This window comes from Brevundimonas phoenicis (assembly GCF_047237745.1).
Classification (GTDB): domain Bacteria; phylum Pseudomonadota; class Alphaproteobacteria; order Caulobacterales; family Caulobacteraceae; genus Brevundimonas.
In genome coordinates this window covers 1,700,403-1,713,351 of the sequence record NZ_JBDFLN010000001.1, presented here as the reverse complement: position 1 = coordinate 1,713,351, position 12,949 = coordinate 1,700,403, and the positions used below count along the sequence as shown (strand labels likewise).

8 protein-coding genes are annotated in these 12,949 nt (G+C 66.8%); 3 read left to right on the top strand and 5 right to left on the bottom strand.

Annotated elements, in window-relative coordinates:
- Nucleotides 1-54: 54 nt before the first annotated feature.
- Both ABC419_RS08450 and ABC419_RS08445 read left to right on the top strand, forming a co-directional pair.
- On the top strand, nucleotides 55-1,131 hold the full coding sequence (locus ABC419_RS08450; protein WP_412877737.1) for a PA0069 family radical SAM protein: 1,077 nt from the start codon (nucleotides 55-57) through the stop codon (nucleotides 1,129-1,131).
- Nucleotides 1,132-1,191: 60 nt separating this feature from the next.
- On the top strand, nucleotides 1,192-2,022 hold the full coding sequence (locus ABC419_RS08445; protein ID WP_412877738.1) for an alpha/beta hydrolase: 831 nt from the start codon (nucleotides 1,192-1,194) through the stop codon (nucleotides 2,020-2,022).
- A 6-nt stretch (nucleotides 2,023-2,028) separates the two neighbouring features.
- Here ABC419_RS08445 and ABC419_RS08440 read toward each other — a convergent pair whose 3' ends face one another.
- Nucleotides 2,029-3,273 carry a class I SAM-dependent RNA methyltransferase gene (locus ABC419_RS08440; RefSeq protein WP_412877739.1) on the bottom strand — a complete coding sequence of 415 codons (1,245 nt, stop codon included), beginning with the start codon at nucleotides 3,271-3,273 and terminating at the stop codon, nucleotides 2,029-2,031.
- A gap of 153 nt (nucleotides 3,274-3,426) precedes the next feature.
- Here ABC419_RS08440 and ABC419_RS08435 point away from each other — a divergent pair, with 153 nt between their 5' ends.
- Complete coding sequence (locus ABC419_RS08435; RefSeq protein ID WP_412877740.1) at nucleotides 3,427-4,080, top strand: YMGG-like glycine zipper-containing protein; 654 nt, start codon at nucleotides 3,427-3,429, stop codon at nucleotides 4,078-4,080.
- A gap of 73 nt (nucleotides 4,081-4,153) precedes the next feature.
- On the opposite strand, the gene ABC419_RS08430 is transcribed toward ABC419_RS08435, so the two are convergent.
- The 4 genes from ABC419_RS08430 to ABC419_RS08415 all read right to left on the bottom strand — a co-directional run bounded on the left by ABC419_RS08430 (nucleotide 4,154) and on the right by ABC419_RS08415 (nucleotide 12,913).
- The gene (locus tag ABC419_RS08430; protein WP_412877741.1) at nucleotides 4,154-4,888 is read right to left on the bottom strand and encodes a TlyA family RNA methyltransferase; all 735 of its coding nucleotides are present in this window, start codon (nucleotides 4,886-4,888) and stop codon (nucleotides 4,154-4,156) included.
- On the bottom strand, nucleotides 4,885-7,629 hold the full coding sequence (locus ABC419_RS08425; protein WP_412877742.1) for a valine--tRNA ligase: 2,745 nt from the start codon (nucleotides 7,627-7,629) through the stop codon (nucleotides 4,885-4,887). Before ABC419_RS08425 ends, ABC419_RS08430 begins: the two co-directional genes overlap by 4 nt.
- 136 nt (nucleotides 7,630-7,765) lie before the next feature.
- Entirely contained in the window at nucleotides 7,766-11,233 is a 3,468-nt protein-coding gene (locus ABC419_RS08420; RefSeq protein ID WP_412877743.1) for a class I SAM-dependent DNA methyltransferase, read from the bottom strand.
- 93 nt (nucleotides 11,234-11,326) lie between these two features.
- Complete coding sequence (locus ABC419_RS08415) at nucleotides 11,327-12,913, bottom strand: phytoene desaturase family protein (RefSeq protein WP_412877744.1); 1,587 nt, start codon at nucleotides 12,911-12,913, stop codon at nucleotides 11,327-11,329.
- Between the last annotated feature and the right edge of the window lie 36 nt (nucleotides 12,914-12,949).

The window sequence follows — 12,949 nt, the reverse complement described above, 5'->3', positions numbered from 1 at the left end:
TCTTTCGTTCATTTTGTTCTTGATTTGTTCTTATTCGTTCCGCATCCTGCGAACATGAGTAAGGCGATCAACGGACGCGGCGCACGCTCCAACGCCTCGGGTCGGTATGAAGCCGATCGACGCGAGGCCTACGACGACGGCTGGACGGATCAGGACGAGGCGGCGGCCCCGCTTCGCACCACCCTGTCCCCGGAACACGCCCGCACCATCATCGCCAAGAACACGAGTCCCGACGTCGGCTTCGATCGCTCCATCAACCCCTACAAGGGCTGCGAACATGGCTGCATCTACTGCTACGCCCGTCCGTCCCATGCCTGGATGGGCCTATCCCCGGGCCTGGATTTCGAGAGCCGGATCTTCTTCAAGCCAGACGCCGCGCGTCTGCTGGAACAGGAGCTCTCAAAGCCCCGATACGTCTGCCGGCGCATCCACATAGGCGGCAACACCGATCCCTATCAGCCGGTCGAGCGCGAAACGCATTCGACCCGTTCGATCCTGGAGGTGATGCAACGCTTCAACCACCCGTTCAGCATCATCACCAAGTCGGTGCTGATCGCGCGCGACGCCGACATCCTGGGCGACATGGGGGGACGGGGTCTGGCCTCGGCCTTCGTCTCCATCACCACCCTGGACCGCAAGCTGGCGCGGGCGATGGAGCCGCGCGCCTCTACCCCTGCCAAGCGGCTGGAGGCGATCAGCCGCCTGGCTGACGCGGGATGCCCGGTCGGCGTCGGCTTCGCCCCTGTCATTCCCGGCCTGAACGATCACGAACTGGAAGCCGTGCTGGAGGCGGCGCAGAAGGCCGGCGCGACCTCGGCCATGTATGTGACCCTGCGCCTGCCGCTGGAGATCAAGGACTTGTTCCGCGAATGGCTGGCCGACGCCCGTCCCGACCGCGCTGCGCGCGTCATGTCCCTGATCCGCCAGACGCGCGGCGGCAAGGATTACGACCCCGACTGGTCCCAACGCATGAAGGGAACCGGCCCCGTCGCGGAGCTGATCGCCACGCGCTTCAGGGCGGCGGCCAGGCGCTATGGTCTGGACGCGCCGCGTCAGGCGCTGGACCTCACCCAGTTCCGCGTTCCCGCCGACGCCCGGCCGCAGCTCGATCTATTCGACATTCCCGCCTGACGCCGCCTAGGATGCCCTTTCAGCAGGCAAGGTGAGACCATCTCCATGCGCGGAATCCGGGTGATCATAGCCGCAGGCGCAGCCATCAGCGTCGCTGGTTGTTCCGTCAACGTGCCGGAGAACGCCTTCCTCTACCCCGATGCGCGTATCGCAGCCGAGAAGATCGAGCTCACCCCCGGTCCGGCCATGCCGCCATCGGCGCAGACCCTGACCCTGCCCTATGTCGGCGGCCAGTTGGCCACGACCCGACTGTCTTCCGCAAAGGGCGATCAGGCGGCGCTGATCCTGTTCTGCGGCGGCAACATGTTCCGACAATCAGCCTATGGCGGACTGGTGGGCGAACAGCTCTCGGCTTTCGGCGATGTCCTGCTGTTCGATTACCCCGGCTACGGCGCCTCGACCGGCGCGTCCGACATCGCCTCCATGAAGGCGGCCGCCGAGGCCATTGCCGCGCATGCCCGTGTAACGGCCGACAAGGAGCAGCGCACGCTCATCCTATGGGGACATTCTCTTGGAGGAACGGTCTGCGCCCAGGCCGCGACAACCGCCAAGGCTGACATCCTGGTGCTGGAAACGACCACCCCCTCGGCCGACGCTGTCATTGAAGAGTCCCTGGGATGGAAACGGCTGCTGGTTCGCGTTCGCCTGGCCCCGCCGTTGGCTGAAATCGATATCCCCTCGACGCTCGCCGACTATCAAGGCCGGGTCATCGTCCTGGAGGCTGGACGCGATACGGTTCTGCCGCCGATCCTGAGCCGCCGTCTGGCCCAGGCCCTGACGGAGAACGGGCGATCGGTCGATCATCTGCTCTTCGCCGAAGCCGGCCACAACGACGTGCACAGCCAGCCCGACTTCACGCCCCGAATGACCGAAGCCCTCGCCCGTCCCTAGTCTCGCCTAGCGCCGGAACACGCCGACCAGTTCGATGTGCGTCGACCAGATGAACTGGTCGATGGGCGTGACCTTCTCCAGTAGGAAACCGGCGTCGACCAGAACGCGCGCGTCGCGGGCGAAGGTCTGGGGGTTGCAAGACACCCCGACGACGACCGACGCCTTCGTCCCCGGTAGTTGCTGCGTCTGTTCTAGAGCGCCCGCGCGCGGCGGGTCGAGCACGATGGCCTCGCAGCCCTTCAGGTCATAGGGCGACAACGGGCGGCGGAACAGATCGCGCGCCTGGGCCTCGATCCCCTTCAGGCCCTGAGCCGTGCTGAGGCCCGCTTTCAGGGCGGCGATAGAGGCGGCGGCGGAATCGGCGGCCGTCACGCTGGCGATCTCGGCCAGTGGGAAGGTGAACGTGCCCGCCCCGCAGAACAGGTCCGCCACCTTCTTGGCCCCCCTCACCACCTCGATCGCGCGTTCGACCATGGCCGCTTCCGCAGCCGGAGAGGCCTGCAGGAAACCGCCCGCCGGCAAGGGCACGGACGCGCGCCCGAAGCGCACGCGCGGCTGGCGCGCCATGACCAGCGTGTCGCCATCCAGGCTGAGCCGCGCCAGATCAGCCTCGGCCGCCGCCGCAATGGCCAGCGCCAACTGGTCTCCATTCAGGCCGCCCGAACGCTTCTCCACCCCCGTCACATCGACGTCCAGACCGGTGTCGGTCAGGGTGACGTGCAGGGTCGGCGCCGATTTCGGATGCCCCAGGAAGGGAGCCGCCACCTTGGCCAGGGCGGGCAGAGCCGCCGTCAGGTGCGGGTCCGACAACGGACAGTCCGTCAGTTCAACCACCCGCCACGACTTGCGCGCCTTGAAACCCAGGATGACGCGGCCGTCCGCGCCCTGCCGCGCGTGCAGCGCCAGGCGGCGACGACTGGCCAGCGGCGTCGCCACGGTCGCCTCGACCTCGGTTTCCAGCCTCTCGCGCGCCAGGGTCTGGAGCACCACCTCGCGCTTCCAGGCCAGATAGGGTTCGTCTGCCCAATGCTGCAGTGGCGCGACCCCGCACTCGGCATAGATCTGCGAGTGAATTGGGCGACGGTCGGGGCTGGCCTCGATCAGATCGAACCGCTCGGCCCGGCCGTCCTTGACCTCAGCGGCGATCACCTCGCCCGGCAGGGCGCCCGGCACGAAGACCGGGCCGTTGGCGGTGTCGGCGATCCCGTCGCCCTGATGGCCCATGCGGGCGATGGTCAGCGTCTGCGTCATGCAGCGGCTTCTAACGGCTTCCGCGCGAAAATCGAAACATGAACGAAGATGAACGAGGCGATCAAAAGCCGTTCAGCTTCACGGCCCTATCAATGGCTGCAACAGACGGCGACCTGATCCGTTCAGGTGCAGCATCCGTCGAAGGAACAAACGATGATCGCTCTCATCTCGAAAAAAGCCTCGGCCGCCGCCATCGCCGCCCTGGCCTGCGCCTCGGCCGTAGCCCTGCCCGGCGTCGCCTCGGCCCAAAGCTACGGCTACGACTATCCGCCAGCTTATGGCTACGGCAACAACGGCTACAGCCAGGGAACCTACTACGATCCCTGCGCGCGGGATCAGCGCCAGCGCGCCACGACCGGCGGTCTGCTGGGCGCCGCCATCGGCGCCGTCGCCGGCTCGCAACTGGCCGCGCGCGGCCGCCGCACCGAGGGCAGCGCCCTGGGCGGCGTTCTGGGCGCCGCGATCGGCGCAGGCGTAGGCAACAGCTCGGCCGCATGCGACAGCCGTTATCGCCGCGACGCCAACTATGGCTATCAGGGAACCTACGTCCCGCCGGCCTATGGCTATGACAACCGCGGCTATGACGACGGCCGCCGCTACGACGATCGTCGCGACGGCTACGACTACTACCGCGATTATCCGCAAACCATCGATCCGGGCTTCAGCCCCCAGACCAACAACTATCAGGGCTATGGCGATGAATGCCGCCTGGCCGAGAGCAATATCCGTCTTCCCGACGGTCGCATGGAGACGCGCTATGTCCGCTCCTGCCGCGACCAATCGGGCCGCTATCGCGTCGTCGATTAAGTTTCAGCCCCCCTGTCAATCGACGATGTGAAGAGGGCCGCCGGATATCCGGCGGCCCTCAAATCGTCTGGGGTCAGGCTTTCTGCGCCCAGAGCAGAAACTCGACGTTGCCGTCGCCGCCAGTGATCGGGCTGTCGGCGACCTCGCGCACGGCCCAGCCGCTCTCGTCCAGCCAGTCGCGGACCTTGGCCACAGCGGCGGCGTGCGCCTCCGGATCCTTGACCACGCCCTTCTTGCCGACCGCCTTGGGTCCATCCGCCTCGAACTGAGGCTTGACCAAAGTGATTAGGTCTGCCCCCGGCGCCGCCAAATCGAGCGCCGTCGGCAGCACCTTCGACAGGCTTATGAAGCTGACGTCGCACACGATCAGGGACGGCGCCTCGGTGATGACGTCAGGCGTCAGATCGCGAGCGTCGGTCTTCTCCAGGTTCAGCACGCGCGCATCGGCGGCGACCTTCGGATGCAGTTGCCCCGTGCCCACGTCCACGGCGAACACCCGCGCCGCGCCGCGATCCAGGCAGACCTCGGTGAATCCGCCCGTAGAGGCGCCGACATCCAGCACGACGCGGCTGTCAACCGCGACCGGCCACAGGTCCAGCGCCCGTTCCAGCTTCAAAGCGCCGCGCCCCACCCAGCGGAAGGCGTCGACATAGGTGACGACAGCGTCTTCATTGACGGCCTGAGACGCCGCCCTGGCGGGCGCGCCGTCCACGGTGACGCCGCCCGCCTCGATCGCCGCCTTGGCCTTGGCCCGGCTTTCCGCCAGGCCACGCGCGACCAGGAGTTGATCCAGCCGGAGCCGGCTCAAACCATGGCGTCCAGACGGGTGAGAGCAGCCTGCAGCTTGGCCTTGCCCTCTTCGGCCTCGGCCAGCTTGGCGCGCTGTTCATCGACCACCTCAGCGGCGGCGCGGGCGACGAAGTTGGGGTTGCCCAGCTTCTTGTTCACATGGCCGATGTCGCTGTCGAAGGCGGCGATCTCCTTCTCCAGACGCGCGCGCTCGGCGGCCAGGTCGATGATCCCGGCCAGCGACAGGGCGACCGTCGCCCCGCCCGAGACGAAGGTCACGGCCCCGGCGGGCGCGGCCTCGGCCACGGCGACCTCGGACACGCGGCCCAGGGTCAGGATCAGGTCGCGATGGCGCGCAATACGCTCGGCCGTGGCCGCGTCCGGCGCGACGAAGGCCAGCGGCGGCTTGGCCGACGGCGGCACGTTCATCTCGGCCCGCAGGGCGCGGATTTCACCGATCAGGTCGACCAGCCAGCCGATCTCGGCCTCGGCGTCCGCATCGACAAAGGCGTCCGGCAGCACCGGCCAGGTCTCGCCCATCAGCAAGCCATTGCGAGCCGGACCCTCCTTGCCCAGTTCCGCCCACAGCTCCTCGGTGATGTAGGGCATGACCGGGTGCAGCAGCTTCAACGTCTGGTCGATGGTCCAGGCGGTCATGGCGCGGGTCTCGGCCTTGGCGGCTTCGTCCGAACCGTTGAACACCGGCTTGGCCAGTTCCAGATACCAGTCGCAGAAGACGTTCCAGATGAAGCGGTACAGGGCGCCCGCCGCATCGTCGAAACGGCCGCCTTCGATGGCGTCCGACACCTGACGCTCGGCCTTGGTCAGTTCGCCCCGGATCCAGCGGTTGATCGTCTGCTGCACCGTCGCGGGATCAAAGCCCTCGACGCGGCGCGCCTCGTTCATCTGGCTGAAGCGCGCGGCGTTCCACAGCTTGGTGCCGAAATTGCGATAACCTTCAATGCGCTGCTTCGACAACTTGATGTCGCGCGTGCCCGACAGGATCGCCATGGTGAAGCGCAAGGGGTCGGCGCCCAGCTCGTCGATGATGCCCAGGGGGTCGATGACGTTGCCCTTGGACTTCGACATCTTCTGGCCCTTCTCGTCGCGGACCAGACCATTGATGATGACGCGCTTGAACGGAACTTCGCCGTCCATGAAGTGAAGACCCATCATCATCATCCGGGCGACCCAGAAGAAGATGATGTCCGCCGCCGTGACCAGATCGCTGGTCGGATAGAAGCGCTGCAGGTCTTCGGTCTTCTCCGGCCAGCCCATGGTCGAGAAAGGCCACAGGGCCGAGCTGAACCAGGTATCCAGAACGTCCTCGTCCTGAGTCAGCGCGACCTCGGAATCATAGTCCGACATCGCCTGTTCGCGGGCGTCCTCTTCCGTCTCGGCGACGTAGATCTCGCCGTTCGGGCCGTACCAGGCGGGGATGCGGTGGCCCCACCACAGCTGACGCGAAATGCACCACGGCTCGATGTTGCGCAGCCATTCGAAGTAGATCTTCTCATAGGACTTCGGCTCGAAGACGGTGGCGCCGTCCTCGACCGCCTTCAGGGCTGGCTGGGCCATGACCTTGGCATCCACGTACCACTGGTCCGTCAGCCACGGCTCGATGACGACGCCCGAGCGGTCGCCATGCGGGACGACGTGCTTGGTCTTCTCGATCTCGCGCAGCCAGCCCTCTTCCTCGGCGCGGGCGACGATGGCCTTGCGCGCGGCGAAGCGATCCATGCCCTCGTATTCCGCAGGCACGTCGGGCGTGTCGGCGGCGGTGATGCGGCCGAAGGCGTCCATGACGTTCAGAGCTTCAAGTCCTGCACGCTTTCCGACGCCGAAGTCATTGAAATCATGAGCAGGTGTAATCTTCACCGCGCCCGAACCCTTGGTCGGATCGGCGTAGTCGTCGGCGACGATCGGCACGCGGCGGCCGGTGATCGGCAGGGTCACGAACTTGCCGACCAGACCCTTATAACGCTCGTCTTCCGGGTGAACGGCCACGCCGGTGTCGCCCAGCATGGTTTCGGGCCGGGTCGTGGCGACGACGATGAAGTCGCGCGTCTCGAACTCGGCCGCCTTGCCGTCTTCGTCGAAGGCGACCGGGTGCTGATAGGTCACGCCGTCCGACAGACGATAGGCGAAGTGCCAATAGGCGCCGTCGACCTCCTTCTGCTCGACCTCAAGGTCGCTGATGGCGGTCTGGAAGTGCGGATCCCAGTTCACCAGCCGCTTGTCGCGATAGATCAGGCCGTCCTTGTGCAGTTGCACGAAGACCTTGCGAACGGCGGCGTTCAGCCCCTCGTCCAGGGTGAAGCGCTCGCGCGACCAGTCGCAGGACGAACCCAGACGGCGCAGCTGGCGCACGATGGTCCCGCCGGATTCGGCCTTCCACTCCCACACCTTTTCGATGAAGGCGTCGCGGCCCAGGTCGCGGCGACCGATATTGCCCTCGGCGGCCAGCTTGCGCTCGACGACCATCTGGGTGGCGATGCCCGCGTGGTCGGTGCCCGGCAGCCACAGAACGGCCTTGCCCTTCATGCGGTGATAGCGGGCCAGGATGTCCTGAAGCGTGTTGTTCAGGGCGTGGCCGATGTGCAGGCTGCCCGTTACGTTCGGCGGCGGAATGACGATCGAATAGGCGTCTGCGGCGCCGTCAGTCGGCTGGGCCGCGCGCGGAGCGAACAGGCCGCTGTCCTCCCACTGGGCGTAGATGCGCGGCTCGGCGGCCTTGGGTTCGAACGTCTTCTCAAGCATGGTCATCTCGTTTCCCCGGCGACCAACGCGGTGCGCCGTCGATCGGGGCTGGAATTCTTCGGTAAAGCAAAGGGCGGTCCCGCCGGAACCGCCCTTGAATGACTTAATGATCGCCGCGTCCCACGGCTAGGCCAAATCAGTGCCGTCGCGGCGAGAACCAGCCTTCATCCGTGTGCTGCACCGATCCGGCCACCGCCAGGATCGCCAGGGTCTGCTCGATCCGGTCCGTCTTGCGGCGACCGATCCGCCCATCGAAGCGACGCGCCAGCTCCAGCGGTTGCAGCGGCCGCCCTTCGCGACGCAGCTCTTCCAGCAACACGCCCGCCAGAACCGCAGGCGCATCGGGCAACGGCGCTCGTGTGCTGGCCCTGTCGAGCGGCGCCTCGATCTGCACGGCGCGTGCAGACGACTTGATCCGTCCCGCCTGATAGCTCGGCCGCAGGAACTGGATCTCGCCCCTCTCCTCCTGCACCCGTCGCGTGCGGTTCAGTTCCAGCAAGGCGCCGAGCGTCGCCTGATCCGTAATGCCCTCGCGCCAGCCGTAGGCCGTCGCCACCTGCTGATCCAAGCGCTGATGCAGATGGTGCAGCAAGCCGACCTGACCGCGATCGTAGAGATCGCGCTCGACCCCGGTCAGTTCGCCCCCCTCCTGAAGGCGACGCCGGACGTTGTAGAGCCCGGTCATCGTCAGATCCTCGTGCTGGGCCAGAACCTGACGGCGACGTTCATCAATCTCTTCAGCCAGGACGCCGATCTCCTCGCCTGCGGCGCTGTTCAGATCCGGAAAGGGAAAGGCGTCGAAGCAGGCCTTCTTGTTATAGACGGGCCGATCCTCCAGCCGCCCGCCGCGCGCCAGGGCCCAAACCCCATGCATATGCGACGACAGCACGCCCAGGATGCGCGGATCGTCCGAGGCGACGGCGATCAGGGTATTGTCCGGCAGGATGTCCGCATCCAGAAAACGGAACCACCGATGCTTGGCCGTCTCCACCGTGGCGATGTAGCGGGACAGCCCCTCCAGCGCCGGGCGGAACTCGCTGCGCGGCTCGCCGAACACCCACCAGTTGTCGCGGTAGGCGGCGCGATTGTTGCGGTCACGCTCGGGCTTCACCGCCTCCAACAGATGCTGGAAGACGGCGGGGTGACTGCGGCGCGCCTCTTCCTCGGTCCAGCCGAACAGATCGATCACCTTCACGCCGCGCGATCGTGAGGCCAGATCGCGCCCGTTGCGATAGGCGCGGATCGGATTTTCCGCCTCATCGCTGGACGCCTCCAGCAACTGCTTCGCCCGGTCCGGCGATACCATGAACCCACCGCCGTGCAGCTTCACGCCCGGCGAGCACAACAGCGCATTGGCCTTCAGCGGCTGCGCCTCGCTGACCGACGCCCCGATGGTCAGATCCGGCCCGATGTCGCCGCGCTGTTCGCGAAGGACGATGTCCGGCGTTTCGCCGTCGCTCCTTCTCTCTTCGACCACCGTCAACAGGCGGCCCTGCCCATTCGGCTCGCCGCGCTCCGCCACGGTCATGGCGATGCGGACGTCGGCGCGGTCGGCGCCCTTGATCCATGGGTGGTCAGGGATGGCGAAGGTCAGGCGCATGGGCGGCGCGCCGTTCAGATGATGTTCCAACACGCGCCGGGAAAAGGTCTGGGTGATCGAGTTGGTGGTGATGAAGCCGAACCGCCTCAGGACACTGCCCCTAGCCGTCAGGATCTCGGCCGCGCGGTCCCACCAGGCCGTGACCAGATCCGCCGAGCGGAACCGCCCCTGCCGCACCCGCCACAAGGCGTCGACATAGCCGTCGCCCAGTTCGCCGCGCACGTCCTTGCCACCGATGAAGGGCGGATTGCCGATTATGAAGTGCGCCGTCGGCCAGGCTGTCGGGCGCGGATCAATATATCGCGTAACCTCTCTCTCCTCGTGCGCCACAACCGCCGAAAGACCGCCGCTTCGACTCAACGTCCGCGCATGGGTCAGCGGCCGTCCCCGCGCGTCCCGCACCAGTTCTTCGTCCTTCCAGGTCAGCAGCGCGTCCGTATGCCGGATACGGTTGAAGTTGCGCAGGATCGGCTCGGTCGGCTTGGCGTCGCCGGCGTTCCTGAAATGCCATTGCAGATAGCCGATCCACATCACCATCTCGGCGATCCAGGCGGCGTGGACGTTCTTCTCCAGCCCCCAGAACTGCTCGGGACTGACGGTATGCCCCTCCAGGCCGAGCGCCGTTTGGGCGTCCCCCAGGTCGGTCAGGGCGGTCAGAACCTCGCTCTCGAGATCTTTCATCATGTCCATGGCCACATAGAGGAAGTTGCCGGTGCCGCAGGCGGGGTCCAGCACCCGCGTCGTGCACAGCGCATGGTGGAATTCGCGCATGGCGCGGCGCGCCCGCACCACGTCGCCGCTGGCGTAATGGCCGACCGCCAGCCCCGCGACCGCCTCCCACTCGGCGCGTAGCGGCTCCATGATCGTCGCCTCGACCAGCCGCCGCACATAGGCCTTGGGCGTATAGTGGGCGCCGAGTTCACCGCGTTCCATCGGGTCCAGCGCCTGTTCCAGCAAGGCGCCGAAGATCGCCGGCTCGACCGAAGCCCAGTCGCGCTGGGCGGCGGCGATCAGAGCCTCCAGCTCCGCCTCCGTCACCGGCACGGCCGCCTCTTCCTTGAACAGGCCGCCGTTGAAACGCCGCAGATCCTGGCGAACCGCCGAGCAATGCCCGCCGCTGTTCATGCGGCGAAAGAAATCCGCCGCGCTGACGTGAAAGCGATCCGCCATCCCGCGATAGCTTTCCAGCAGACGTAGAAATCCCCGGTCGTCGATCAGTCCCACGCTGTCGGCGAACATGGCGAAGATGCACTGCATGACGAACAGCGAAGTGCGCTTGTCCCACGCCGCCCGCGTCACGACATCGACGCAACCGCTGGAATCGGTCGGCGCCCGCTTGCGGATGGAACGCACCAGCCAGGCCAGCCGCTCGGCGATGTCGCTGGTCACGGCCGCCACATGGCTCGCCGGATCCAGACTCATCGGCTCGTCCCACACCCGGCGCAGACGCTCCCGCACCGCCGGATCACGCAGGTCGTCCATAGTGATGCGACAGCGCGCCAGGTCAGGAAACGGCACATAGCCCTTCCCCTGCCGATCGAAGTCGGCCCACAGGTGGATAGAGCGCCCAACATCCACGACGACGATGAAGGGCGGCCATTCGTCCAGCGCCTTGGCGTAGGTCTCGGCCTGCCGCTTGGCGTCCAGCATCAGCCGCTCGATTGCGCCCGCATCGCCCTTCGGCGGTTTGCGTCCGCGCCCGTTGAACAGGGCCAGATGCCGCTGAGGGTCCAACTCGCCGCCCGGCGCGCGCTTCTGCGACTGCTTGGCCTCCAGCACGAAGGCGCCGCGCCGATAGCAGTCGATGAATCCCCGGTGCGCGCCGCCGTCGTGAAAGCGAAACTCCACCCGCCGCTCGAAACAGTAGCCGCGATCTCCCACCGTCTCCTGATCCGGCGCCGTCACGCCTATCAGGGCGCACAGTTGGCTGATGAAGGTCTGATAGTGCGAACGCTCGCTGATCGTCGCGCTGCGCCAGCGCGTGATGAACGCTTCGACATCCATAGATTGTTCTCCCACCCCTGAGAGAACAATATTAGGTTGAATTTTTGCACAAACACAATCTTACATTGCTACACAACCTACACGCGACAAGCCTCAGCGCCTGCCGAAATCCTTCAACACGGCCCGCGCCGCATTGTGTCCTGGCGCTCCCGTCACCCCGCCGCCCGGATGAGCGCCCGATCCGCACAGATAGAGTCCAGGCACAGGCATCCGATGATCGGCGTGGCCCAGCACCGGCCGGGCGCTGAACAACTGATCCAGCGTCAGCCGCCCGTGGAAGATGTCGCCGCCGATCAGGCCGAAGCGCCGCTCCAGATCGCGCGGTCCCAGCGCCAGCCGTCCGACCACGGAGGCCTTGAAGCCCGGCGCATGGGCCTCGACCGTCTCGATCATCAGGTCAGCCACCGTGTCGCGATGCTCGTCCGCCAGATCCGGTGAAACGTGCTGGCAGAACAGGCTGGCGACGTGCCGCCCCGCCGGGGCCAGGCTGTCGTCCAAGGTTGAGGGGATCAACATCTCGACGATCGGCTTTGACGACCAGCCGTTCAGCCGCGCCTCGGCGTGGGCGCGGTCCATATAGGCCAGCGTCGGCGCGATGATGATGCCCGCCGTCAGGTGATCGCCCGCCCCCGGCAAAGCGGTGAAGCGCGGTAGTTCAGACAGGGCGACGTTCATGCGGAAGGTGCCCGAGCCGGAGGCGTAACGGCTCATCCGCTCGGTGAAGTCCGCCGGAACCACGGCCGGATCGACCAGGCGGTCGAACAGCAGACGCGGGTGGAGGTTGGAGACCACGGCCCGGGCGCGGACTGCGTCGCCCGCCTCGGTTACGGCGCCGACCGCCCTGCCCTTTTCCGTCAGAACCTCGGCGACCGGCGCATCCAGCCGGATGTCGACGCCCTGCTCGGCGCAGGCGGCGGCCATGGCCTGGGTGATGGCGCCCATGCCGCCGATGGCATGGCCCCAGGCGCCCTTCTTGCCGTTCACCTCGCCGAAGACGTGGTGCAGCAGGACATAGGCCGAACCGGGCGTATAGGGGCTGGCGTAGTTGCCGACGACGCTGTCGAAACCGAACAGGGCCTTGATCGGGTCGCTCTCGAACCAGCCGTCCAGCCAGTCGCCTGCCGACTTGGCGAACAGGTCCAGCAGGTCGCGCTGCGCCGCCAGCCCCAGCCCTGAAACCCGCCGCCCCAACGACGCCGCCTTCAGCAACTCCGGCAGTGCAGCCAGCCAGCCGCCCTCGACCACGTTCGGCGGCGTGGTCAGGATCAGGTCGCGCAGGATGGCGGCGACCGTTTCCAGCCGCGCCTCATAGTCCGGCAGGCGCTCGGCGTCGCGCGTAGAGAACTTGGCCACCTCGGCCTGGGTCCGTCCCTCGCCGGTCAGCAGATAGCGCCCGTCGTCAAAGGGCAGGAAGTTGGCCGCCCGGCGCTCGACTACGCGCAAGCCATGACGGGCCAGCTCCATATCGGCGATGACGCGCGGGTTCAGCAGGCTGACGGTATAGCTGGCGGTCGAGTTGCGGAAACCGGGATGGAATTCCTCCGTCACCGCCGCCCCGCCGACGACGCCGCGTCGTTCCAGCACTGAGACCTTAAGACCGGCCCGCGCCAGATAGAAGGCGCAGACCAATCCGTTGTGCCCGCCGCCCAGGATGACGACGTCCGTTTCCGCCTGCGCCATACGCGCTCCCTCCCGCTTGAGGGAACGACGCTAGTC